27 protein-coding genes are annotated in these 24,808 nt (G+C 55.0%); 8 read left to right on the top strand and 19 right to left on the bottom strand.

The features are described from left to right. Window positions 1-18 precede the first annotated feature (18 nt). From hslV to rraA, 4 genes are all read left to right on the top strand, one after another. On the top strand, window positions 19-549 hold the full coding sequence (gene hslV, locus FNY10_RS25005) for an ATP-dependent protease subunit HslV (protein ID WP_100685417.1): 531 nt from the start codon (window positions 19-21) through the stop codon (window positions 547-549). Window positions 550-558: 9 nt separating this feature from the next. Beyond that, on the top strand, window positions 559-1,893 hold the full coding sequence (hslU, locus tag FNY10_RS25000; protein ID WP_100685418.1) for an HslU--HslV peptidase ATPase subunit: 1,335 nt from the start codon (window positions 559-561) through the stop codon (window positions 1,891-1,893). A 191-nt stretch (window positions 1,894-2,084) separates the two neighbouring features. Further along, the gene (gene menA, locus FNY10_RS24995) at window positions 2,085-3,011 is read left to right on the top strand and encodes a 1,4-dihydroxy-2-naphthoate polyprenyltransferase (protein WP_100685419.1); all 927 of its coding nucleotides are present in this window, start codon (window positions 2,085-2,087) and stop codon (window positions 3,009-3,011) included. Between the two features lie 92 nt (window positions 3,012-3,103). Next, window positions 3,104-3,589: a ribonuclease E activity regulator RraA gene (gene rraA / locus FNY10_RS24990; protein ID WP_004869382.1), complete on the top strand. Its 486-nt coding sequence runs from the start codon at window positions 3,104-3,106 to the stop codon at window positions 3,587-3,589. Window positions 3,590-3,652: 63 nt separating this feature from the next. On the opposite strand, the gene pfkA is transcribed toward rraA, so the two are convergent. From pfkA to cpxP, 3 genes are all read right to left on the bottom strand, one after another. Next, on the bottom strand, window positions 3,653-4,615 hold the full coding sequence (gene pfkA, locus FNY10_RS24985) for a 6-phosphofructokinase (RefSeq protein ID WP_131050439.1): 963 nt from the start codon (window positions 4,613-4,615) through the stop codon (window positions 3,653-3,655). A 203-nt stretch (window positions 4,616-4,818) separates the two neighbouring features. After that, entirely contained in the window at window positions 4,819-5,715 is an 897-nt protein-coding gene (gene fieF / locus FNY10_RS24980) for a CDF family cation-efflux transporter FieF (protein WP_100685421.1), read from the bottom strand. Window positions 5,716-5,872: 157 nt separating this feature from the next. After that, entirely contained in the window at window positions 5,873-6,379 is a 507-nt protein-coding gene (gene cpxP / locus FNY10_RS24975) for a cell-envelope stress modulator CpxP (RefSeq protein WP_160704118.1), read from the bottom strand. A gap of 155 nt (window positions 6,380-6,534) precedes the next feature. Between cpxP and cpxR the strand changes: the two genes are divergently transcribed. After that, window positions 6,535-7,233 carry an envelope stress response regulator transcription factor CpxR gene (gene cpxR, locus FNY10_RS24970; protein ID WP_100685422.1) on the top strand — a complete coding sequence of 233 codons (699 nt, stop codon included), beginning with the start codon at window positions 6,535-6,537 and terminating at the stop codon, window positions 7,231-7,233. Then, a complete protein-coding gene (cpxA, locus tag FNY10_RS24965) occupies window positions 7,230-8,603 on the top strand; it encodes an envelope stress sensor histidine kinase CpxA (RefSeq protein ID WP_004869367.1) in 1,374 nt (457 codons plus the stop codon). The genes cpxR and cpxA overlap by 4 nt, the downstream gene beginning before the upstream one ends. 172 nt (window positions 8,604-8,775) lie before the next feature. Here cpxA and yiiM read toward each other — a convergent pair whose 3' ends face one another. From yiiM to FNY10_RS24915, 10 genes are all read right to left on the bottom strand, one after another. Then, window positions 8,776-9,450, bottom strand: coding sequence for a 6-hydroxyaminopurine reductase (gene yiiM / locus FNY10_RS24960; RefSeq protein WP_100685449.1), 675 nt, complete (start codon window positions 9,448-9,450; stop codon window positions 8,776-8,778). 71 nt (window positions 9,451-9,521) lie between these two features. Further along, window positions 9,522-10,142, bottom strand: coding sequence for a superoxide dismutase [Mn] (gene sodA, locus FNY10_RS24955; RefSeq protein ID WP_100685423.1), 621 nt, complete (start codon window positions 10,140-10,142; stop codon window positions 9,522-9,524). A 341-nt stretch (window positions 10,143-10,483) separates the two neighbouring features. Further along, window positions 10,484-11,749: an MFS transporter gene (locus tag FNY10_RS24950; RefSeq protein ID WP_160704120.1), complete on the bottom strand. Its 1,266-nt coding sequence runs from the start codon at window positions 11,747-11,749 to the stop codon at window positions 10,484-10,486. A 41-nt stretch (window positions 11,750-11,790) separates the two neighbouring features. Continuing rightward, on the bottom strand, window positions 11,791-13,914 hold the full coding sequence (locus FNY10_RS24945) for an alpha-galactosidase (protein WP_160704122.1): 2,124 nt from the start codon (window positions 13,912-13,914) through the stop codon (window positions 11,791-11,793). Window positions 13,915-14,026: 112 nt separating this feature from the next. Beyond that, window positions 14,027-15,022: a substrate-binding domain-containing protein gene (locus FNY10_RS24940; RefSeq protein ID WP_142255796.1), complete on the bottom strand. Its 996-nt coding sequence runs from the start codon at window positions 15,020-15,022 to the stop codon at window positions 14,027-14,029. Window positions 15,023-15,127: 105 nt separating this feature from the next. Further along, window positions 15,128-16,405, bottom strand: a complete 1,278-nt coding sequence (locus FNY10_RS24935; RefSeq protein ID WP_160704124.1) for an MFS transporter — start codon at window positions 16,403-16,405, stop codon at window positions 15,128-15,130. Then, window positions 16,402-16,893, bottom strand: a complete 492-nt coding sequence (locus FNY10_RS24930) for a YhcH/YjgK/YiaL family protein (protein WP_100685432.1) — start codon at window positions 16,891-16,893, stop codon at window positions 16,402-16,404. The genes FNY10_RS24935 and FNY10_RS24930 overlap by 4 nt, the downstream gene beginning before the upstream one ends. Window positions 16,894-16,908: 15 nt before the next feature. Beyond that, window positions 16,909-17,832 (bottom strand): dihydrodipicolinate synthase family protein, encoded by a 924-nt coding sequence (locus tag FNY10_RS24925; RefSeq protein WP_131050434.1) that lies wholly within the window; start codon window positions 17,830-17,832, stop codon window positions 16,909-16,911. Window positions 17,833-17,849: 17 nt separating this feature from the next. After that, entirely contained in the window at window positions 17,850-19,061 is a 1,212-nt protein-coding gene (locus tag FNY10_RS24920) for a PfkB family carbohydrate kinase (RefSeq protein WP_100685434.1), read from the bottom strand. 226 nt (window positions 19,062-19,287) lie between these two features. Next, complete coding sequence (locus FNY10_RS24915; RefSeq protein WP_131050433.1) at window positions 19,288-19,836, bottom strand: helix-turn-helix domain-containing protein; 549 nt, start codon at window positions 19,834-19,836, stop codon at window positions 19,288-19,290. Between the two features lie 100 nt (window positions 19,837-19,936). On the opposite strand from FNY10_RS24915, the gene FNY10_RS24910 reads away from it, so the two are divergent. Then, window positions 19,937-20,596, top strand: coding sequence for an AzlC family ABC transporter permease (locus tag FNY10_RS24910; RefSeq protein WP_131050432.1), 660 nt, complete (start codon window positions 19,937-19,939; stop codon window positions 20,594-20,596). Beyond that, window positions 20,596-20,919, top strand: coding sequence for an AzlD domain-containing protein (locus FNY10_RS24905; protein ID WP_100685437.1), 324 nt, complete (start codon window positions 20,596-20,598; stop codon window positions 20,917-20,919). Before FNY10_RS24910 ends, FNY10_RS24905 begins: the two co-directional genes overlap by 1 nt. Window positions 20,920-20,960: 41 nt before the next feature. Here the strand turns inward: FNY10_RS24905 and FNY10_RS24900 are convergent, their stop codons facing one another. The 6 genes from FNY10_RS24900 to FNY10_RS24875 all read right to left on the bottom strand — a co-directional run bounded on the left by FNY10_RS24900 (window position 20,961) and on the right by FNY10_RS24875 (window position 24,798). Then, entirely contained in the window at window positions 20,961-21,515 is a 555-nt protein-coding gene (locus FNY10_RS24900) for an AAA family ATPase (RefSeq protein WP_100685438.1), read from the bottom strand. Further along, the gene (locus FNY10_RS24895; RefSeq protein ID WP_131050431.1) at window positions 21,512-21,949 is read right to left on the bottom strand and encodes a PTS sugar transporter subunit IIA; all 438 of its coding nucleotides are present in this window, start codon (window positions 21,947-21,949) and stop codon (window positions 21,512-21,514) included. The genes FNY10_RS24900 and FNY10_RS24895 overlap by 4 nt, the downstream gene beginning before the upstream one ends. Window positions 21,950-21,958: 9 nt before the next feature. Further along, entirely contained in the window at window positions 21,959-22,228 is a 270-nt protein-coding gene (locus FNY10_RS24890) for a hypothetical protein (protein ID WP_131050430.1), read from the bottom strand. A gap of 66 nt (window positions 22,229-22,294) precedes the next feature. Next, entirely contained in the window at window positions 22,295-23,137 is an 843-nt protein-coding gene (locus FNY10_RS24885; RefSeq protein WP_131050429.1) for a class II fructose-bisphosphate aldolase, read from the bottom strand. Then, complete coding sequence (locus FNY10_RS24880) at window positions 23,124-24,491, bottom strand: PTS sugar transporter subunit IIC (RefSeq protein ID WP_142255801.1); 1,368 nt, start codon at window positions 24,489-24,491, stop codon at window positions 23,124-23,126. Before FNY10_RS24880 ends, FNY10_RS24885 begins: the two co-directional genes overlap by 14 nt. Next, window positions 24,484-24,798, bottom strand: coding sequence for a PTS sugar transporter subunit IIB (locus tag FNY10_RS24875; protein WP_032696660.1), 315 nt, complete (start codon window positions 24,796-24,798; stop codon window positions 24,484-24,486). The genes FNY10_RS24880 and FNY10_RS24875 overlap by 8 nt, the downstream gene beginning before the upstream one ends. Between the last annotated feature and the right edge of the window lie 10 nt (window positions 24,799-24,808).

Below are 24,808 nucleotides of genomic sequence, written 5' to 3'. Positions count from 1 at the left end.
TAACCAAGGGGTCTGCTCGTGACAACAATAGTTAGTGTTCGCCGTAACGGCCATGTGGTTATTGCCGGTGATGGCCAGGCCACGCTTGGCAATACCGTCATGAAAGGTAACGTGAAAAAAGTGCGTCGTCTCTACAACGACAAAGTGATCGCGGGCTTCGCCGGCGGCACCGCCGACGCCTTCACGCTGTTTGAACTGTTTGAACGTAAACTGGAAATGCATCAGGGCCACCTGGTCAAAGCTGCCGTGGAACTGGCGAAGGACTGGCGTACCGATCGTATGCTGCGCAAACTGGAAGCTCTGCTGGCCGTGGCGGACGAAAACGCTTCGCTGATCATCACCGGCAACGGTGACGTGGTGCAGCCAGAAAACGACCTGATTGCTATTGGCTCCGGTGGTCCCTACGCTCAGGCTGCTGCCCGCGCTCTGCTGGAAAATACCGAGATGAGCGCACGCGATATCGCAGAGAAGGCGTTGAATATTGCAGGTGATATCTGCATTTATACCAACCATTTCCACACCATCGAAGAATTATCCTCTAAAGCGTAAGGATCTCCCATGTCTGAAATGACCCCACGCGAAATTGTCAGCGAACTCGACAAACATATTATCGGTCAGGACGCGGCGAAGCGTTCTGTCGCTATCGCGCTGCGTAACCGCTGGCGCCGTATGCAGCTGAACGAAGAGCTGCGCCACGAAGTCACGCCGAAAAACATTCTGATGATCGGTCCGACCGGTGTGGGTAAAACGGAAATTGCCCGTCGTCTGGCGAAGCTGGCCAACGCGCCGTTCATCAAAGTAGAAGCCACAAAATTCACCGAAGTGGGCTATGTCGGGAAAGAAGTGGATTCGATTATCCGCGACCTGACCGATGCGGCGATCAAAATGGTCCGCATGCAGTCGATCGATAAAAATCGCTATCGTGCGGAAGAACTGGCGGAAGAGCGCATTCTTGATGTGCTGATCCCGCCGGCAAAAAACAACTGGGGCCAGGCTGAACAGACTCAGGAACCATCCGCTGCGCGTCAGGCATTCCGCAAAAAACTGCGTGAAGGCCAGCTCGACGATAAAGAAATCGAGATCGATCTCGCCGCCGCGCCGATGGGCGTGGAAATCATGTCCCCTCCGGGCATGGAAGAGATGACCAGCCAGCTGCAGTCGATGTTCCAGAACCTGGGCGGCCAGAAGCAAAAACCGCGCAAGTTGAAAATCAAAGACGCAATGAAGCTGCTGATTGAAGAAGAAGCGGCGAAGCTGGTCAACCCGGAAGAGCTCAAACAAGATGCCATCGACGCCGTAGAACAGCACGGTATCGTGTTTATCGACGAGATCGACAAAATCTGTAAGCGCGGCGGCAACAGCTCCGGCCCGGATGTCTCTCGCGAAGGCGTACAGCGCGACCTGCTGCCGCTGGTCGAAGGCTGCACGGTGTCGACCAAGCACGGTATGGTGAAAACCGACCATATTCTGTTTATCGCCTCTGGCGCATTCCAGGTGGCCAGCCCGTCTGACCTGATCCCGGAACTACAGGGCCGTCTGCCGATTCGCGTCGAGCTCAAAGCGCTGACGACGGAAGATTTCGAGCGCATCCTGACCGAGCCGAACGCCTCCATCACCGTTCAGTATAAAGCGCTGATGGCGACCGAAGGCGTCAGCATCGAGTTTACGGAAGATGGCATCAAGCGTATTGCGCAGGCGGCATGGCAGGTTAACGAAACCACCGAAAACATCGGCGCACGTCGCCTGCACACCGTGCTGGAGCGTCTGATTGAAGATATCTCCTACGACGCCAGCGAAATGAACGGTCAGAGCATCACGATTGATGCGGAATATGTTGGTAAACATCTGGATGTACTGGTGGCAGATGAAGATCTGAGCCGTTTTATCCTATAATCCGGTCCAATATATTTTCATCACTATAGATGGGGCTATAGATACACAAAATCATTCACGCTGCGTCGAGGCGGCTAGCCTGAGAATCCCGGGAGCTTATTCCAGTAAGTGACCGGGTTGAGCGGGCGAAGCCAACAAAGAGGCAGTTTGAAGGATGACGGGTATAGCCCCATTTTTATTGGCCGGAACCTATGACTGAACAACCGATAAACCGAACCCAGGCCTGGCTGGAAAGCCTGCGGCCAAAAACGCTACCGCTGGCCTTTTCCGCCATCGTTGTCGGTACGACGCTCGCGTGGCAGCAGGGGAACTTCGATCCCTGGGTTGCGCTACTGGCGCTGATCACCGCCGGCCTGCTGCAAATCTTATCCAACCTGGCCAACGATTATGGCGATGCCGTTAAGGGCAGCGATAAACCTGACCGCATCGGGCCGCTACGCGGCATGCAAAAAGGGGCCATCACCCAGGCGCAGATGAAGCGCGCGCTGATTGTCACCGTGGTGCTGATTTGCCTCTCCGGACTGGCGCTGTTGTTCTGTGCCTGGCAGACGATGGCCGATTTTATTGGTTTTATGGTGCTGGGAGGCGTAGCAATTATCGCCGCGATCACCTACACCGTCGGCACCCGGCCTTATGGCTATATCGGCCTCGGCGATATCTCTGTGCTGGCATTCTTTGGCTGGCTCAGCGTCGCAGGGAGCTGGTATCTCCAGGCCCACACGATTGAAGCAACCATTTTCCTGCCCGCCACCGCCTGTGGTCTGCTAGCCGCCGCGGTGCTGAATATCAATAATCTGCGCGATATCGATAGCGACCGGGAGAACGGCAAGAACACGCTGGCGGTACGTCTGGGGCCGCTCAACGCCCGCCGCTATCATACCTGCCTGCTCATCGGCGCGCCGCTGTGCCTGGCGCTGTTTACTCTGATTTCTCTGCATAGCCTGTGGGATTGGCTGTTCCTGCTCGCCACGCCGCTGCTGGTGAAGCAGGCGCGATTTGTGATGCGCGAGCGTGAACCGGTGGCAATGCGCCCGATGCTGGAACGCACGGTAAAAGCCGCGCTGTTGACCAACCTACTGTTTGTCATTGGGATTATCTGCAGCAAGCTGGTGGGTTAACTGACAAATATCAATTAACAACTGATGATTTTGCCAACAATACGATTCGCGAGATATACTAAAATCTCTCGCAGCAACTGAACGTTAAGCCTATGAAATACGATACTTCCGAGCTTTGTGACATCTACCAGGAGGATGTCAACGTAGTGGAACCTCTGTTCTCCAACTTTGGGGGACGGTCGTCGTTTGGTGGACAAATCATCACGGTGAAATGTTTCGAGGATAACGGGTTGCTATACGATATGCTCGAACAGAACGGCCGTGGTCACATCTTGCTGATCGATGGCGGTGGTTCCGTCCGACGGGCGTTAATTGACGCTGACCTGGCGCGTCTTGCCGTACAAAATGAGTGGGAAGGGATAGTGGTCTATGGCGCGGTGCGTCAGGTTGACGATCTTGAAGACCTGGATATCGGCATCCAGGCGCTGGCCGCTATTCCCGTAGGGGCCGCTGGGGAAGGTATCGGCGAAAGCGACGTACGCGTCAATTTCGGCGGTGTGACCTTCTTCTCCGGCGACCATCTGTATGCCGATAATACCGGGATCATCCTCTCCGAGGATGCGCTGGATATCGAATAACCCGCCCGCGCATAAAAAAGGCCTTCTCTCTGAGAAGGCCTTTTCGTTTGTTTCACGCCAGAATTAGTACAGTTTCTTCGCGCAATCCAGCCAGTCATTTTTAAACGGACGCTTCATGTTCTCGATAGCGTCGATGATGTCGTGGTGCACCAGCTTCTCGTTCTGAATACCAACGCAGCGGCCGCCAAAGCCCTGCAGCAACAGTTCAATAGCGTAAGAGCCCATACGGGATGCCAGGATACGGTCATAAGGTACCGGGGAGCCGCCGCGCTGAATGTGACCCAGAACGGTCGCACGGGTTTCACGGCCGGTTTCTTTCTCAATGTAGTGCGCCAGCTCGTCCACGTCGCACATATGTTCGGTAATGGCCACGATAGCGTGTTTCTTACCTTTGGCGATGCCGGCTTTGATTTCAGCAACCAGATCGTCACGCGTGTATTCCACTTCCGGCACCATGATAAACTCACAACCGCCGGCAATCGCCGCGGCCAGAGTCAGGTCGCCGCAGTAACGCCCCATCACTTCAACAACAGAAATACGCTGGTGGGAAGAAGAGGTATCACGCAGACGGTCAATGGCTTCCACTACGGTGCTCAGCGCGGTAAAGAAACCGATGGTGTAGTCAGTGCCTTTGATATCGTTATCGATGGTGCCTGGCAGGCCGATGCACGGGAAGCCCATTTCAGTCAGGCGCATCGCCCCCATGTAAGAGCCATCACCGCCGATAACGACCAACGCATCCAGGCCACGCTTTTTCATATTTTCAAGCGCAACGGCGCGAATATGCTCTTCACGGAACTCCGGGAAGCGTGCTGACCCCAGGAAAGTGCCGCCACGGTTGATCATGTCGGAAACACTATAGCGGTCGAGCTGAACCATACGATCTTCATACAGGCCGAGGTAACCGTCATAGATTCCAAAAACTTCCAGACCTTCCGTTAATGCTGCGCGCACAACGCCACGAATTGCTGCGTTCATGCCCGGAGCATCACCGCCACTTGTCAACACACCGATTTTCTTAATCATGACTACCTCTGAACTTAGGAAGCAAAAAATAATCCTGTTGCCTGAAGCGCTCCTTCACCAGGAGTGCACGACGATAATTGCAATAGTATATCAAACGCTTCTGGCTGAATTGATTCAGGTCAGACCAAATGGCGGTAATTTATACAAAAAATGCCGATCTGCCCCACACTTTTACATCGAGTTTACAGACTATAACCGAAAGCTCATAAAACGCCCTGCCGTGCCAGCGGCACCACAGAACAGGGATCCTGATGGATAATGACATCAGAACCCGGGAAACGGTGCAGAATCGCCTGCTCCACCTGATCGGCAATAACGTGTGCCTGGACCAGCGGGAGGTTATCTTCCATTTCCAGATGTATTTGAATAAAGCGAGTCGGCCCTGACTGCCGCGTCCGTAGATCGTGTGCCCCGCTGACGCCTGGCCATTCGGTCACGATATTGATAATTTCCTGACGTTCCTCGTCAGGAAGCGCGCGGTCTAACAGCGACTGAATAGCGTCATAACCCATACGCAAAGCGCTATATAAAATATAGATGCCAATCCCGAGAGCAAACAGCGCGTCGGCACGATGCCAACCATACCAGGCGAGGCCCAGCGCCACCAGAATTGCGCCGTTCATCATAACATCAGACTGATAATGAAGCATATCTGCCCGCACCGCCTGACTTTGCGTTTTTCTGACCACCCAACGCTGGAACGTGACCAGCACCAGCGTGCTGACCAGCGCGATCAGCGTCACGGCAATACCGACCCCCGCCGCCTGCATCGGCTCCGGGCGCGCCAGGTGCTGAATACCGGTCAGAAACAGAAACAGAGCCGACCCGGAGATAAACATACTTTGTGCCAGCGCGGCCAGTGATTCTGCCTTACCGTGGCCAAAAGTATGCTCCTCATCAGCAGGCTGGAGGGAATAACGCACAACCAGCAGATTCGTTAACGAGGCGGCAATATCCACCAGCGAGTCCACAAGCGCAGCCAGAATACTCACTGACCCGGTGTACCACCACGCAAAAATCTTGATCAAAAGTAACGCGGACGCCATCACCGTCGCCGCAATAGCCGCGCGGCTCACCAGCCGCCCATAAGATTGATTCATATATGCTCCTTTTCGGCGATGCGCTTAGTATAACCTGAACTTTTGTCGCAACGAGGAGCAAGGCGGGAGGCGTTTCGCTGAATGACAGGCAAAAAAAACCCCCTCATCATGAGGGGGAAGACAGGGATGGTGTCTATGGCAAGGAAAACAGGGTCTACTACTGGGGTTGCACGGTATTGCTACTACTACTCGACAGCATGGTTGCTGAACCTTTTTGCATCCTTGCAACCTCGCGCAACTGATCCATTCGTTGCTGGTGTTTAGCATTAAGAACCGCTTGCTGCTCCGGCGTTAACAGGTGGTACATCTGGTTGCGAACCTTCGCCATTTCAATCTGGCGAGCAACCTGTTCCTGCGCCATTTTATTAGCCTGAGCGCGCACAGCGTTTTCATCAAAATTTTCTGCGGTGACAAGACGATGCATTGTCTCCATTTCGCTAACATTAATGGGTTGCCTGTCATGGCGTGCCCGTTGCATAAGATCTCGTAACTGCTGGCGTTGCTGTTCGGTTAAACTTATGCCGTCAAACATATGACTCTGACTGGTGCGCTGCACCCCGTCATCTCCGGGGAGCCAGTTAACGCTGGTGACGACTTCAGCGGCCTGGCTATATGCACTTAGCGCCAGCGTTGAGGCCATGACGGCAGCAATAACATTGCGCATCACATACTCCCAATACATTTGTGTCTGTGTAGCGATTCAACGAGATACAGTCTACGATTCGGGCTGCAAACATGCGTCAGGGGGTGTAAAACAACGTAAAGTCATGGATTAGCGAGCCTTGATGACGTAATTTCTGCCTCGGAGGTATTTAAACAATGAATAAAATCCTGTTAGTTGATGATGACCGGGAGCTCACCTCCCTGTTAAAAGAGCTGCTCGATATGGAAGGATTTAACGTGCTTGTGGCCCATGACGGGGAACAGGCGCTGACCCTTCTGGACGACAGCATCGATTTACTTTTGCTTGATGTGATGATGCCGAAGAAAAACGGTATCGATACGCTTAAAGAGTTACGTCAGACACACCAGACCCCGGTTATCATGCTAACTGCCCGCGGCAGCGAGCTGGATCGCGTTCTCGGCCTCGAGCTGGGTGCGGATGATTACTTGCCTAAGCCGTTCAACGATCGTGAACTGGTGGCACGTATACGCGCGATTCTGCGCCGTTCTCACTGGAGCGAGCAGCAGCAAACCACCGAAGCCGGTTCCCCGACGCTGGAAGTTGACGCCTTGAGCCTCAACCCTGGTCGCCAGGAAGCCAATTTCGATGGTCAGACCCTGGAGCTGACCGGCACGGAGTTCACCCTGCTCTACCTGCTGGCGCAGCATCTTGGCCAGGTTGTCTCTCGTGAACATCTGAGCCAGGAAGTCCTGGGAAAACGCCTGACGCCGTTCGATCGCGCCATCGACATGCATATTTCCAATCTGCGTCGTAAGCTGCCGGAACGCAAAGATGGCCATCCGTGGTTTAAAACCCTGCGCGGACGCGGCTACCTGATGGTTTCGGCTTCATGATAGGGAGTTTAACCGCACGCATCTTCGCTATTTTCTGGCTCACGCTGGCGCTAGTGTTGATGCTGGTTCTGATGTTGCCCAAGCTGGACTCGCGCCAGATGACCGAACTGCTGGAGAGCGAACAGCGGCAGGGCACCATGATAGAACAGCATGTCGAGGCCGAACTGGCGACCGATCCCCCCAATGACCTGATGTGGTGGCGTCGTCTGTTTCGCGCTATCGATAAGTGGGCTCCGCCGGGGCAGCGTTTATTACTGGTAACCAGCGAAGGCCGCGTGATCGGTGCAGAACGCAACGAAATGCAGATCATTCGTAACTTTATCGGCCAGGCCGATAATGCCGATCATCCGCAGAAAAAACGCTACGGCCGTCTGGAAATGGTCGGGCCGTTTTCCGTCAGGGATGGGGAAGATAATTACCAGCTGTATCTGATCCGCCCTGCCAGCACATCCCAGTCAGACTTTATCAACCTGCTGTTCGATCGCCCGCTGCTCCTGCTTATCGTCACGATGCTGGTCAGTTCGCCGCTGCTGCTCTGGCTGGCGTGGAGTCTGGCTAAACCGGCTCGCAAGTTGAAAAACGCCGCCGATGAAGTCGCCCAGGGCAACCTGCGTCAACATCCGGAACTGGAAGCCGGTCCGCAGGAGTTTTTAGCCGCCGGGGCCAGTTTTAACCAGATGGTCACGGCGCTGGAACGCATGATGACCGGTCAGCAGCGCCTGCTGTCCGATATCTCCCACGAGCTGCGTACGCCGCTCACGCGCCTGCAGCTGGGAACGGCTTTACTGCGCCGTCGCAGCGGCGAGAGTAAAGAGCTTGAGCGTATTGAGACCGAGGCCCACCGGCTGGACAGCATGATTAACGACCTGCTGGTGATGTCACGCAATCAGGCGAACAACGCGCTGGTCAGCGAAACGGTGAAAGCCAATCAGCTGTGGGGCGAAGTGCTGGATAACGCGGCGTTTGAAGCCGAACAGGTGGGGAAATCCTTCACCGTCGAGTATCCGCCGGGCCCCTGGCCGCTGTACGGTAATCCCAATGCGCTGGAAAGCGCGCTGGAAAATATCGTCCGTAACGCGCTGCGCTACTCGCACACCAAAATTTCGGTCAGTTTTTCGGTGGATAAAGACGGCATCACGGTTAACGTCGATGATGACGGTCCGGGCGTCAGTCCGGAGGATCGCGAGCAAATTTTCCGTCCGTTCTACCGTACCGATGAGGCGCGCGATCGTGAGTCCGGCGGGACCGGTCTGGGACTGGCGATTGTTGAGGCCGCGATTCAGCAGCATCGCGGCTGGGTCAAAGCCGACGACAGCCCGTTAGGCGGTTTGCGGCTGACCATCTGGCTGCCGCTGTATAAACGTACCTGATGAGCATGTCCCGGCTTGCGCTATGCTTAGCCGGGCTACGGATGAGTGCAGTCAAGTAGCCCGGATCAGTCGCAACGCGAGGCCATCCGGGAAATCTTCCGGCTTGCGCTTTGCTTAGCCTGGCTACGGTTTAGCAAATTTTATGGATATGTCGTTTGCGGCCCGGGGAAAATTATTTCCCCCACAATCTCCGCGAATTGTCTTCTATCTGCCCGCTCAGGCGCCGTTTCTGCAGGGTGCGGCTCCAGCTCACCGACAGCCCCGCTGCCGAGAGCAGACGATGATATTGTTCGTCATCGAACGGCATATGCCAGGCAATGGCGCCCGCCTCATGGACGCTCACATCGCTGAGCCGGGAAACCAGCTCCAGCGGCGCATCGCCGGACACCCGCCCACCGGCCACAACCCGATACAGCCAGCCGGTTTTACCGCTGTTCTGCATAAGCTGCGCCATATCGCTGACCGCAAAGTGATAGTTAAGCTTGAAGCACGGTGAGCGCGGCTGCGTCACCTGGATCAGCGCCTCTCCCCAGCGGAAGATATCGCCGATACAGACGTCTTTTTCCGTCAGTCCTTCGCTCGAGAGATTCTCGCCAAACGCCGGTGCGCAGAAAAGATCCGCCTGCTGCGAAAGTTCAAGGGCCCAATGGGCGTAATGTTCACGGGGATAGTGGCACAGCGCGCGATCCGGCCCGCCATGTATTTTCTTCTCCGCCTGTTCATCGCCCTCCAGCCCCAGTTCGCCGAGGATCAGTTCACCGTCGACCTGAATTTTACCGATGGCGCTTGGACGGCTGCCGTCGTAATCCCTTACCTTGCCCACAAAGACATTCACCGGATAGTGCATCGCCGCTCCTTTGCTGCGGATATAAAAAAAGCGAGTCATCAGACTCGCTTCTCATTCAGCACAATGCAACCTTATTTTTTGGCGGCAAAACGCGCTGCTGCTTCGTCCCAGTTAACCACGTTCCAGAACTCTTTGATGTAGTCCGGACGACGGTTCTGGAATTTCAGGTAGTAAGCGTGTTCCCAAACGTCCAGGCCCACAATCGGGAAGCCGGAAGCGCCGGAGACAGCTTCACCCATCAGCGGGGAGTCCTGGTTAGCGGTCGAAACCACGGCCAGTTTGTCGCCCTTCAGCACCAGCCATGCCCAGCCAGAACCGAAACGGGTCGCTGCCGCTTTTTCAAACTCAGCTTTGAAGTTATCAACGGAACCGAAATCACGTTCGATAGCGGCTTTCAGATCGCCCTGCAGGGTAGTGCCGGTTTTCAGGCCTTTCCAGAACAGGCTGTGGTTAGCGTGGCCGCCCGCGTTGTTACGCAGTACGGTTTTTTTGTCAGCCGGCAGCTGATCCAGTTTGGCGATCAGTTCTTCTGCAGACAGGTTAGCAAATTCCGGCAGGCTCTCCAGCGCAGCGTTGGCGTTGTTAACGTAGGCCTGGTGATGTTTAGTGTGATGGATTTCCATCGTCTGCTTATCAAAGTGCGGTTCCAGGGCGTCATAAGCGTACGGCAGGGCTGGCAGTGTATAACTCATAATCATCTCCATTATTGTCAAGCGGCAGGAAGTGTTAATGCCGCGTAAGCAGTTGGTTCATTATAGTTAATTAAATGATATTGAAAACGCTTATCAATGCCGTATTTTTAATAAGGTTATAACACACAGGTCTACCCGCATTTTTGTGAGCTGGAACAAGTCATTACGTTGTTGGTTGTCAGAGTCCGCCGTCATATGGCAACAGCCTGAAGGCGAGAAAACTGACCGATTTTTACACTCATCGTGTCGGAAGAAGATTTATCCGATAAAAAAACAGATGAGGATAAAATCAATGAATCACGCGATTTTCTGGCATTTGACAGGCGTGGCCACACCGCGAATCAGGTCGTCATCGCCTTACTCTCAACGCGGCCCAGGGCGGCTTTACCTGACAGCGTGAACGCCGAGATAACCGTCACCACCAGCGCGATGCCACCGAGAATAAGATAGGTGTCCTGGAAGCCAATCCGGTCATACATATTGCCAGCAAACGCGGAGAGGAAAATCGCCGCCACCTGTTTGGCAAACTGAAAACCGACCAGGTAGATCGTCGCCGACAGGCGAGTATCGAAGACGCCGGTGATGTATTTAAATGCCCCCACCAACAGGAACGGAACCTCGAGCGCATGCAGCATTTTCAGCGCCACCACCTCCAGCGCGGTGGTCGCAAAGGATGAGCCAATCATCCGCGCCGCCATCACCATCCCGGCAATCAACAAGGTATTTTTGGCGCCGATGCGGTTAATAATCCACGGTGAGCAGAACATTATAATGGCATTGCAGATCTCCCCGGCGGTGGTGGCAAAACCAAACGCCCGGGTCCCCGCTTCCGGGGTGGTAAAGAAGGATTTAAAGAAAGTGGCAAACTGCTGATCGAACACGTCATAGACGCAGGCCACACCAACCACATACAAAATAAACATCCACATTTTGCGCTGGCGGAACATGCGTACCGCAGTTTTCAAATCTACAGCGGAACGATTGGCCCCCAGGGAGTCCAGCACCTGGGTCGCCTGGCTGGCCTGCGGTTTGGCTATCGCAACCAGTACCAGTAGCAGCAAGGCCGCGACCGATCCCATCCAGAAAACCCATTCCGGGTTGACGCTAAACAACATGCCTGCCGTAGTCGCGCACAGCGCCCATCCCAGACAGCCAAAGGTGCGCGCTTTACCGTACTCAAACCCGCTATTCCGGCTGACGCGCTCAATGTACGCCTCCATCGCCCCGGCACCCGCGGAAAACACAAAGCCGATATAGGCGCCGCCGCTTAACGCGCCGACCCAGATATTGGTTTTTAATAACGGAGCAAACACGTAGAGGAAGAACGGCGCAATCAGCACCAGCAGGACGGAGACGACCCACATCAGATGCTTCTTTAGCCCCAGCTTATCCGAGATGACGCCCAGCACCGGCTGAAAACAAATCGCAAACAGAGACAGGCTGGAAAACACAATGCCGGTCTCGGTTTTGTTCAGCCCGATAACGTCCGATAGCCAGATCGGCAGAAACGGAAAACAGGTGGCCATGATGAAAAAGTAGAGAAAGAAGAACAGCCCGAAAATCCAGAAGTTAGGGTTGTTTTTATGGGTACAGGCGGTCGGGTTCATTTTATATTCCTCAAGAAGGGCCGCCGGGCGGCCCATTGCCATCACACGCGTTGCAGACCAATCAAAATGGCGCTTTCCGGGTCGAGAATCGGCAGCGCCAGTCCCGCCTGTTGCAACCACTCGCCGCTTGCCGTCTGGGGTGAAGTCATCCACGCCGGCAGCTTGCGCATGGTGTGGCCGCCCTCCCCCGTTACCTGAATATTGGGGTGGTCAAGAAGCGTAATGTGATATCGCGCCCCCGCCTCCAGACCCGCGAAGCGCAGCGGCGCCATCAGGCTGTAATCCGGCATCGCCAGCTGGCTGACCAGAAACAGCGCCTGACGCTTATCCGCGCTGACCACGCCGTGCGCAAGGGTGGTGGTGTCCGGCATGTCCAGCCGCCACTGCACGCCATGATGAATCACGTCGCGCCACTGCTTATGCAGCGCCGCATACTTGCGGTAGCCGGCGCGCTCCTGTTCATCGGCGCTCACCGGGTCCAGCTCCAGTCCCATATGGCCAAACAGTGCGGTCAGGCCGCGAAAAGCGATGCTGTGCTGACGGAAGGTGGCGTGGCAGCGACCGTTGCCGATATGTGCCCCCATCACCTCCGGCGGGAAGAAATAGCTCATGCCGCGCTGGATGGTATTGCGCTCCAGCGCGTCGTTATTATCCGAAGCCCAGAAGCGGTGGCTGCGTTTAAGCACCTCGTAATCAATACGGCCGCCGCCGGAAGAACAGGATTCAAACTCGATCTGCGGGAAGCGGGCCACTAAGGTATCCAGCAGGCGATAAAACTGACGGGTTTGCGCATCGGCCGCCGCTTTGCCGTTATGCGCTGGCTGCACCAGCTCGCGGTTCATATCCCACTTCACGTAATCAACCGCATGCTCGCCCAGCAGCCAGCTCATCCGCTCCAGCAGATAGTCGAACGCCTGAGGGATATTCAGGTTCAGGACATACTGATGACGTCCGGTCGGCGACGTATAGCCCGGCAGCGCCAGCACCCAGTCAGGATGCGCGCGGTATAAATCGGAGTTCGGGTTAATCATTTCCGGTTCAACCCAGATACCAAACTCCATGCCCAGCGACTTCACATGGTCAATCACCGGCGTCAGGCCATGAGGATATTTCTTCTCATCGAGATACCAGTCGCCGAGCGCCGCCCGGTCGTCGTTGCGCCCTTTAAACCAGCCGTCGTCTATGATAAATCGCTCGACGCCCAGCGCTGCCGCCTCATCCGCCATGCGCATGATGTATTGCGGGTCATGGTCGAAGTAAATCCCTTCCCAGGTATTGAGATGCACCGGGCGCGGTTTATTGCCCGGAAAGCGAATGATCTGCTCACGCAGATAGCGGTGGAACTGCTGGCTCATGCCGTTCAGCCCCTGAGCGGAATAGCTGGCATAGAGGCTGGGAGTCCACAACGTTTCCCCTTCCGTCAGCGCCATTTCGCCCGGCAGATACAAGGCTTCCGCCTGCAGGTAGCGGCGACCGTCGGTTTTCACCTCCGCGCGCAGGCGGTGGTTGCCGCTCCAGCCCAGATGCACGCCCCAGACCTCCCCCGCCATTTCGCCAAACGCCGGACTGCCGGTAATCAGCGCCGGGAAATGTTCATGAGAGGTGCGGCCACGGCGATTCTCCAGCACAAAACTGTCGTGCTCAAGGGTCAGACGATGCGGCTGAAATTCGCGAATCCAGCGGCCGTGGAACGCCATAACGTCGCGGGCGCGTTCGGCAACCGGCAGCGTCACGGCCAGGCGATCGACCTGCCAGGGCTGCGGGTGCAGATTGGTTAACCCGTGGCGGACGCGCAGGACGCCGCTGCTATCGAGCTCAATGTCGCTTTCCAGACGCAGACCGGCCTGCTGGTCTTCGCTGGTCAACGTTAAGCGCTGCCCCTCCTGCAAAACCCCGGTAGTGGCAAAGACCGGCGAACCATCCAGGCCCTGACGATGCCCTTCAATCCCCGGCGCGCCGAACAACCCGTGGCCCAGCTCGGCCATCAAGGTGACCGGCGAGTCAACATCAAGGCGACCATTGGCAATCGGGCGAGCGAGCGTGTCAGCATCCTGCGGCGAAAAGTGAGCTAAATGCGGCCCCCAGTAGATAATTTCGGCGAACGGCTGGGTTTTGATCACCACATCAACCGTGGCACTTTGCAGACGTAAAATCGAATCGGACATCAGACATCTCCACAACAAGGAATGTCTTACTGTTGATCCGAAACGTTTCGGGTAACAACCAAAACGTTTCGGATCCGTGATCGAGTGCAGAAATTAGCGTTGCGGAAAGAGGTCAGGCAGTGGCGCCTGGGATGAATTCAGGTTGCCAGAGCACCTGTAAAGAGGAGAGGTCGTCACCGGCGATCAGCCGCCGGACCATCTCAGCAATCTGTCGGCCAACGCCCTGACGGGTGGACTGAATCACGGCAGCGACCTGGGTATCGATAATACTGTCCTGCGGCAATCCGTCATAAACCACTAATGACACGCGGCTATCGCCGGTCAGGCGCCCCAGCTGCGAGAGCGCCATTGCCGCGCCGTCGCCGTGGGTATTGCAGTCCGTGACGATCGCCGTCGGCGGCTCCGGCAGGCGCAACAGTTCCAGCGTAGCCTGGTATCCGCCGCGACGGGTAGGCGGCACGCTGCGCAGCCAGCTTTCGGACAGACCGGCCTCACGCAAGGCGTCCAGGTAGCCGTTACGCCGCTGAGTGATAAACGCCTGGCTGTTGTTTTCCCCCAGCAGAGCGATGCGCCGATGGCCCTGGCCGATCAGGTGGCGGGTCGCGCGATAGGTGCCGGCATAATTATCGAAATCAAACCACGCGTAGGGCTGCGGCAGGCGGCTGCGGCCAAGAGCGAGGAAGGGGAATCCGCAGGAGAGCAGTTGCGTCAGACGCGGATCGTCATCCAGCGTGTGCGCCACGATCAGCGCGTCGACCCGCCGGCTTTGCACCATGCGCATATAGCCATGTTTATCCGCCTGCTCATCATCCGCGATCAGCAGCAAATCAATTTCATAACGCGCCAGCTCATGGCTAATCTCCCCGACCATCTCAAGAAACACCGTGTTATTCAGCGGAGCCGGACGCACGGGGAATACCAGACCCACGGCATCGATTTTGCCCATTTTAAGACGCCGGGCGAAGGTATTGGGCCGATAGCCGCGGCGTTTTGCCTCCGCCTCAACGCGGGCGCGCGTCTCCTGCGACACGTCGTCGTAGCCGTTTAATGCCCGACTGACGGTGGTGACCGAGATCCCAAGTTCTTTAGCAATGGCTTTCAGCGACATATGTATCCCTGTCTTCGCGGAGAATGCGGCTAGTTTCCCGCAATACGGGGATGGCGTCCAGCAAGAGCGACAAAGCGCCGGTCGGCGCTTTGTCTGAGGAAAGCACTATTGTGCCAGAGGTTTACGCACAAAGAAGCCATAGAGACAGGCGCCAAGGAACAGCAGGCAGCCGCCGAGAATAAAGACATTGGTGAACTGGCCGGTAACATCAAGAATAATCCCGGTGATCACCGGCGCCAGCGCTGCACCGAGGAAACCGCCAAAGTTCTGGATCGCGCCGAGAGAAGCAACCTGCTCTTTTGGCGCCATATCCGCCGCCAGCGCCCAGATAGCCCCGGACGGCATTTGCGAGCAGAAATAACCCAGCGTCAGCAGCGTAATCGCGGTACCGCTGTTGCTGACAAACGGAATCGGCATCACGAAACAGGCCGCCATTGCCGCACCCAGCACGATAGGTACTTTCCGCGCCGTTACCGCATTAACGCCTCTGCGCACCAGGCGATCAGAGAGCATCCCACCGCACAGGACGCCAAGAATACCGGCGAAGAACGGAATCGATGCAATAAAGCCCGTCTGCTTCAGGCTGAAGCCGAGGGACGTTTCCAGATAACCCGGTAGCCACGTCAAATAAACCCAGATAGTAAACATGATGCAGAAGTTGCCGGAAATCATGAACCAGGTTGTTTTATTGCGGAACAGCGCGCCCCAGCTTACCTGCGGTTTATCCGCCGTAGTCACCGCGACTTTCCCGGTATGGATCAGCATCGCTTCCCGCGCATCCGGGTCGCGATAAAACTTCAGCCATGCCAGCACTAACGGAATCCCCAGCAGACCGACCGCGATAAACATCCCGCGCCAGCCTACCCACAGCAGCAGAATGGTTAGCAGCGGCGGCGCAATAGCATTAGCGATTTGCGAACCGGTGTTGATTATCGATGTCGGCAGTCCGCGCTCTTTATCGGAAAACCAGCTCTGGGTGATCTTGATACCTGAGGTAAAGAACGGCGACTCAGCAACCCCCAACAGCACCCGCAGGCCATAGAAAAAGCTGTAGGTATTAACAAACCCCATCAGGAAAGTCACGGCGGACCACAGGGTCAGCGCGCCGGTGAACATCTTCTTAGGACCAAAGCGGTCAACCAGCCATCCGGCGGGCAGATTCGCCAGAGCATACGGCCAGAGGAATGCCGACAGCAACAGGCCCATTTCAGTGCCGGAGAAACCAAACTCCTTCGAAATCGTGGTATTGGCAATACTCAGGTTGGCGCGGTCAAGGTAGTTCACAACCGCAGCCAGCAGCAGAATCAAAATAATCCCCCAGCGGCGTCGGGAGAGCTTCGGCGGCGTAACTGCCGCGGCGGAAGTCGAATTTACGATGCTCATACCGCCTCCTCCAGTAACGCGCGATCGATTTTGATCACCGCTTTGCGCAGAGGGGTTATCCCGTCACCCTGCGGATGGCAGCACGGGCGATGGATATCTTCCGGGAAGAAAATCACGAACATACCGGGCGTTAGCGTGACCTGCATCTCTTCTTCTTCAACCTGCCAGAACAGAATGTCCTGCTGCGGCGTACGGTCATCCACAACGGTATGCAGTCCGCTTTCGACACGACTGACCCCCATGCGCTCATGACCGGAAATCAGATACTGAATATCGATGAACTGGCGGTGCGACTCCGGGCGCGCCTCTGCAAAAGGTACGCTGTCCATCTCCTGCAACAGGCAGAATAGCTTGCCGGGGATCAGGTCGATTTTACCCGGCGCGAAATCCTGAAAATCGTTCTGAGCGAGGAAAGCCAGCGCCTGCCGCAGTACCGGATGGTAGGCCGCTGCCTGCTCTGGCCATGCCTTAAGACTGGTTACGATCATAATGGCATCCTCTGCTTAGCCCGCGATACGCTGACGCCACTGTTCGGTTCCGGCGCGAATCTGGTCGAGAATCACCGTCAGTCCCCAGAACTTATTCAGCACATCATCCTTGTTAACCCGGCAGTTGATACTGTCAAAAGTCCCCAGGCGCTGATGATAGATTTTGGCGTTTTTCGGATAGCCCAGCGTTTCCGTTACAGCCCCCAGAGAGAGGAAAATCGCCAGCTCATCGGCTACCAGGCGTTGGTTTTTCCCCTCGCGCCACAGCCAGCTGTATAGTTCAGGGTGGAAGTTGGTAAACACGCCGCTAAAGCCCTGTGACCCCGCCAGGATCGCAGGCCAGGCAATCGCCGCGTTGGCGTTAATGACGTTAAGCGGCGTGCCCTGCGCCAGACGTACGCGACGTTCAACGGTCGGCAGATCGCAGCTCACATCCTTCAGCACAACGAAGCGGCCGCTGTTAGCGCACCAGGTAAATTCATCATCGCTAAGTAAGCGGCGGTAAGGCGCCGGACACTCGTAAAGACCGAGCGGTAGCGAGGCTGGCAGCGTATCTAACAGTGTGTTCAGCGTCGCATAGAAGACTTCGCTGCCCTCATTACGCGGATCGAGATGGTTAGTCACCAGTACCAGAGCATCAATACCGGTCTGTGCCATCGCCAGCAGCTCGGATTTTTGCGCGTCAATGTCATCGCTGATATGGCCAGAGGCGATAACCGGGATACGGCCATTCACGTGCTGTACCACAAAATTCGCCAGTTCAACGCGTTCTTCTAAGGAAAGGAACTGCATTTCGCTGGACTGACAGACGGCAAACAGCGCATCAACGCCCTTCTCCAGATACCAGTCGATTAATTTCGCCAGAGCCGGATAATCAATCCGATCGCCAGCTGTAAATGGCGTCAGCATTACCGGAACAATACCGTTGATCGTTTTCATATTATTTTTTCCCGAGTTCAGAGGGTACGGAGTCGTGCGTTTGCCTGTTCAAAATCAGGCATGTTGGATGCCCCTTCTAGTTCAACAGCCAGAGAGGCGAAGGCGGAGGCCCAGGTTGCGGCCTGCACCAGACTGTTTCCGGCGGCAAGCGAGGCGGCCAGCGCACCGTTAAAAGCATCGCCAGCACCGGTGGTATCCACGGTGACGGCAGGGAAAGCGCGTATATGACTGAACTGGCGATTATCCAGCAGCAGCGCGCCGCGCGACCCCATGGTAATCAGCACTTTTTTAGCCCCCAGTCCGGCAATACGTAGGGCCGCTTCTTTTGCCGTATCAAGATCGTTGATCTCGATACCCGATAATAAAGAGGCCTCCGTTTCGTTTGGCGTAATCACATCAACGAAGGGGATGCTGGGAATAATTTCGGCAGAATAGGGCGCTGGATTCAGAATGACCCGTTTACCCAGATCGTGAGCTATCTTAATGATCGAATGAGTGGCATCGAAATTATTCTCCATCTGAACTAATAAAACATCAGATGAAGATAACTCCGGAACGATTGCCTGGATTTCACTATGGGTAATAGTTGTATTAGCCCCAGAATAAATAGCGATCATATTTTCGCCATTCTCCTGAGAAACGTAAATAATCGCATTACCAGTTGGCTCACTCTCAGACTGATAAAGCGTGTAAGAGTGAATTGCCGAGCGCGTTAAATGATCTGCCGCTAAATTACTGAACTGATCTTTACCCACCTTGGCGACAAAATGCACCTGAGCGCCTGCTTTACTGGCAGCCGTTGCCTGGTTTGCCCCTTTCCCGCCCGGCCCCAGGCTGCTGCCAAGCGCCATTATCGACTCGCCGCCCCTTGGGAAGCGCTCAACTTTAGCCACAATATCAACATTGAACGAGCCAAATACACATACCTTACCCTGCATAAACTTTCCTTTCTTTCGCTCATCGCCTGGTGATTTTCGGTGATTAACAGGTTGCAGCAGCACCTCAAAACTATCACCGGTTTCAGATATAAGTTCGGCCTGCAAACTACGCCGTAATATAATGGCCCCGCCATAACAGCGCTGCACCAGCCCCATATCTGCAAGAGTATTCAAATCACTACGTATCGTTTCTTTAGTGACATTAAAATGAGCCGAGAAATAATTCACATAGCCACGTTCATGCTCATCTAAATATCGCAAAATAGACTTTCTACGTTCTTCAAGAAACATAATTAACCCCGATATCACCATTGCAGTATACGAACCACCCAAGGGTGGAAGAGTGACATCAATCCCATGTTTCCAGACAAAACGGAAGCAAACAAAAATGACAAGAAGGGGTGAACAGAAAGAGAGATTCCGGGTTCTGTAGGGTGTAAAATAATATATGCCATTAATATATTTAACGGCATAACATTCTGCATATTACGAATATATACGCAGAATGTTATTAAGATTAATGATGCTCGGCCACCAACAGCGCCTGGGTATCCGGTTCCAGCGCCTGGAATACATGTTCCTGATCCGCCGGATAGCAGATGTAATCGCCCTCCCCCAGCTCCTCCGGCGCTTCGGTCAACCCGACCCGCGCGCGCCCCTGGGTAATAATAATATGCTCAACCGAACCCGCTGGATGAGGATGAGAAATCCGGTCAGCGCCTGGCTGCGTCAGTAACAGGTAGATATCACGGCGGGCGCCCGGCGGGCAGGTCGCCAGTAAAATCGCCTGGTAATGGGCCTGTTCGGCCACCACTTTGGTTCCTTCTCCGCGACGCAATACCTGGGTCTTTTGCGCCTGCGGCTCCAGCAGCTGCGCAAAAGGGATATCGAGCGCGACGCAGAGGGCCCACAGGGTCTCCAGGCTCGGATTACCGTTGCCCGATTCCAGCTGCGATAACGTTGATTTGGCAATACCTGCCCGGCGCGCCACTTCCGCCAGCGATAGCCCGGTACGGGACCGTTCACGTACCAGACTTTTGGCAATCAGGCTAATTGGCTGTGTCATACACGGCTCCACGTTTTTTATAACGAACGATTCGTTCGTCTTGAAAATCAATACCGATGCGTTCATTATAATGGAAATTCGTTCGATATGGCTAAATAGTATGAAGCAGCCCTTCTCCTGTCTCAAAGCAGACACCATCAAAGCGATAGCGTTAGTGTGTCTGGCGGTCGGCATCGTCGGCATGTCCTATGGTTCGCTGGCGATGGCCTACGGCTTCCCGGTCTGGGTTCCGTTTGCGCTCTCCCTTTCGGTACTGGCAGGCGCCTCCGAATTTATGTTTATCGGCATTATCGCCAGCGGCGGAAACCCGCTGGCCGCTGCGGCGGCAGGCTTGCTGGTCAACGCCCGCCATATTCCGTTCGGCGTCACGGTGCGCGAGCTGGTCGGCAAACGCGGCGTCAGCCTGCTGGGTTGTCATATTATGAATGATGAGAGCGTGGTGTTCGGGCTCGCGCAAAAAACGCCGGAACAGCGTAAAGCCGCCTACTGGCTATGCGGCCTGGGCGTAGCGATTATCTGGCCCGTGGGGGCGATGCTCGGCGCCATGGTCGGCAAGCTGTTGCCTGACCCGGAAACCATTGGTCTGGATGCGGTATTCCCGGCTATTTTGCTGGCGCTGGTGGTGCCGGCGTTTAAAAATCGCACCACCTTAATCCGCGCCTGCAGCGGCGCGGCGCTCTCTCTTGCCACCGTCCCCTTCGCCCCGGTGGGTCTGCCGGTGCTGCTCTCTCTGTTTGGTTTGATGGCGAGGAAAAAATAATGGCTGACATCACGCTGTTCATCGTCGGTATGGCGATTTTATCGGCAGGGACCTATTTGATGCGTCTGGGCGGGGCAACGCTCGGCAGTCGTTTAGCGCTTTCTGCACGTTCTCAGGCACTACTTTCCGATGCGGCGACGGTGTTGCTGTTTTCTGTCGCCCTGGCGACCACTTTTTATGAAGGCGAACATTTTGCCGGCATGGCGCGGGTACTGGGCGTCGGTTTCGCCGTCTTTCTTGCCTGGCGCAAGATGCCGCTGATCGTGGTGATTATTTCGGCGGCGGTGGTCACGGCGCTACTGCGTCTGGTCGGGCTTGCGTAGGCCGGACAGGCGCAAGCGCTATCCGGCAATCAGACGCTGCGTCAACCTGGCGTCTGCTGAATCCACTCCGACAGCCTGACAATATCCAGCGGCTGCTGTTGATCCACCGTGAAGACCGGGCCGAGTCGCATCGGCTCAGCCCGTTCAGCCAGCAGGGCAAGCTCCGGCAGATATTCTTCTCCGGGATGGCCCGCCCGACGATCCTGCAGGCGCGTGGCATAGCGTGACACCGCCAGTTCAGGAGAGATGTGATTCCAGATCTCAACCACTTTCTCAACCCCCGCCTGATGCAACAACCGTTGCAGGGTCTCCCGGGGCTGGAAACCGAACCAGGCGTCGATTAACCAGATAACGTTGGCTGGCGAATGGCCGATGATCGACCAGATAGCCTCGTAGGCCGCGCATCCCAGCTGACGGTTAAAAGGCCGATCGATGTCGGTAAAGCACGCCATAAACGGCTCTTTAATCTCATCAATGGTCAGGAGCGGCAGGCCAAAGGTTTGCGCTAGCGCCTGGGCTATCGTGCTCTTTCCCGAAGCGGGGACGCCGTTAATTAAGATAACGGTTTTACAGCCGGCAGTGAGATGTCTGTTCATAACAACGCAATCACCTCTTCTCTGGTACTGGCGGCGCGGAGCCTGGCCATGGTTTGGTTATTGTCCAGCAGCGCCACAATCGCCCGAATGCCTTCTTCAATATGCGCATTGCTATCCTGCGCGCCGAACATAATGACGATATCCGCTCTGTCGCTGCCGGCAAATTGAATCGGTTTATCTAATACCACCAGACTGAAGCAGTTTCGCTTCACGCCGCATTCCGGTCTGGCATGTGGAATAGCAATGCCCTCTTCGAATACGTAATAAGCACCATGATTGAGCGTATTATCAATAACCGCTTTACTATAACTCTCAGAGAGATACCCGTTCGCCACCAGGGGGCTGGCGGCCAGCTCAATCACCCTGCGCCAGTCAGACTCCATCACGCCGACCTGAATGGCATCGGCTTCAATCAGCAAATCTTTTATGGTCATTACGCCTCCCTAGATATTGCGGCGAATAATATTGCGTAACTCATCAATCCGAATAAATAGCGCGTCGATATCCTGACGATGTATTTTGCTTTTAACATACACCGATAGCGCCCGGTTATACTTCAGCATCAATGCCTTCTGGATCTCACCATTGCCAGGCTCGCCCTGTAGTTCATTTTCCAGCGTTTTTATTTCTTCAGCCAGTTCGCGGGACAGCCGATCATAATCCTGCGGCGGATGATGCTCTTTTTTCCACAACGCTTTCAGTGATTGAAACATAATCTTCTCCCGCCCTGACGGGTGCAGGGCTAACCTGGTCATGACAATTTATTATTGCGGATTTAACTATTTAAATAATGCCATTTTTTCCATCAGTACCTGGGTGACCGCATTATTGGCGGGAATTAAAAACTTACGCACGCTGTCATTCACCTTGCCTTTTTCAAAAGTGGTTTTACATTGGTCAACCCACTGCACATTCATTTCTGTGCCCACATTGACCTTATTAATCCCTTCACTCACCGCTTTACGCATATCCTCATCACTGACGCCGGTACCGCCGTGCAGCACCAGCGGCACGCCCGTAGCCCGGCTAATCTCCTGAAGGCGCTGATGCTGGATCTGCGCCTTGCCGGTATAAAGGCCGTGCACGGTGCCGACGGAGACAGCCAGCATGTCAACCTGAGTCTCATTCACGAAGCGCGTGGCGTCCTCGACGGTGGTAAAACAGATATCTTCTGCGGCAACGGCTTTACCATCTTCTGATCCCCCGATGGCACCCAGCTCGCCTTCAACGGTAATATTCCGCGGCCGCGCCATTTCCACCACAATCCGCGTATTACCGATATTCTCCTCCAGCCCCAGGTGCGAGCCGTCATACATGACCGATGAAAATCCGGCATTCATGGCCGTTTCAATCGCGCTGATATCAGAACAGTGATCCAGATGCAGACAGGTTGGCACATTTTCACTTTCCGCCAGAGAGCGAACCGCATCCACCAGTAAACGATAGCCAAGATATTCCGCCGTACCGGTCGAGATTTGAATCATTAATGGGCTATGGCTCTTTTGCGCGGCTTTAAAAAAGGCTGGCAGCATTTCGATACAGTGCAGATTAAATGAGCCAATAGCTTTGTAATTTCTTTGCCGGGCGATTTTCAGAATATCGTTGAAATTATACAGACTCATGAATATTTTCCCCTTTCGACTTAGATGATGTACCGTTTACGAACCATGCCAGTGCGGCGACAAAAACAATAAACAAGGCAACAAATAACCAGTTATTCTGCAAGGCATGGCCTAATACCAGACCCGAACTAATGACATCGGAATCACTGAATGTGACGCCGGTAAAACCATAGCTTTCAAGCATCGGGACCAGAATGGCGGGCAGGAAAGTAATAAACAGGCCGTGAACCACACCGCCAATCATTGCTCCGCGACGTCCACCCAGCGCATTACCAAAGACCCCCGCCGTACCGCCGGCAAAGAAGTTGGTTAACAGTCCCGGGAGGATCATCGCCAGGCCAAACATCGGGAAGACCAGCATGCCGATTATCGAACCCACGGTCGTCGCCAGGAACCCCACGATGACCGCGTTAGGGGCATAAGGGAACAGCACGGGGCAGTCCAGCGCCGGTTTCGCATCCGGCACAATACGCATGGCAATACCGCGAAAGGCCGGGACCAGTTCATTCAGCAATAAGCGCACGCCGCTGTAGAGGACAAAGACCCCTGCCACAAACTGAACAGACTGCATAAAGGCATACATCAGGTAGTTGACGCCGCCGGAAAAGCGGGCGACATACTCCGGTCCGGCCGCCAGCGCCGGGATCAGGTACATGGGGACCATCACCACCGCCATGGCGAGATAGGTATCCTGCAGAAACTTGAAGTTATCAGGCAGTTCAAGATCTTCGGTTGAGCGGGAGCCTTTACCCACCACTTTAGCCACCGCCGCCTGGACTAAATATCCGATGGTGCAAAAATGCCCGAGAGCCACATCGTCAGAATCGGTAATGCGTCTGACCACCGGCTGCGCCAGCGCCGGCATCAGTACCGCCATAACGCCGCCAAAGACACCGCCGGTCAGGATCAGCGGCAGCCCGGTCAGCCCGGCTTTGTAGCCAATCACCGTGCCAATCGTCGCCATCCACAGCAGCGCCTGCCCGGTGAGGAAGATATATTTCAGCGGCGTCAGGCGGGCGATAATAATGTTAACGGCAAAGATAACCATCAGCGTTAACGCCACTTCAGAACCCAGTTCCCGATTCGCCAGACCCGCGATAGCGGCAACATCGGTGATATACCCCTTCATCCCGAAACCGTGGGTGAAGATATCGTTAAGGAAGCTCAGGGTAGCGACAATAATATTAATGCCGGCCATCATAATTAAGAATCCGAGCAGCGTTTTAAACGTCCCCTCGACTATTTTACCCACTGACTTCTTCTGTAAGATCAGACCCAGCATGGCAATAAATGCGATTAATATCGAAGCCTGGCCGAGCAAATCTTTAACAATAAACTCGATAAAGCTATTCATGGTCGGCCACCTTGAGGTTGCGCTCTTTCAGGAATGAGACAATTTTCCGTTCAATTTCATCTTTATCCGTAAGTTTATTAAGGACCACCACGCGCTTTATTTCCTCTTCATTAGCGTCAGCGGTTAATATGTCGGCAAATGTTTTTTGCGTCAAAATAATATCGGATTTGAACGCTCCGGCTTCAGATACAGTTGTGTGTTCAATATGTGCAGGGATTTCCAGTTTCTTTAATACTGCTTTCGCCGTCATTTCGATGGCAAAGCTTGAACCGAGGCCGCAGCCACATACGCAAAGAATTTTCAGCATGTAGGGTCTC

The sequence above is a fragment of the Klebsiella sp. Lac1 genome (assembly GCF_009825425.1).
In the GTDB taxonomy this organism is placed as follows: domain Bacteria; phylum Pseudomonadota; class Gammaproteobacteria; order Enterobacterales; family Enterobacteriaceae; genus Klebsiella; species Klebsiella electrica.
The sequence above is the reverse complement of the archived record's forward strand: the minus strand, read 5'-3'. Positions and strand labels throughout refer to the sequence as shown.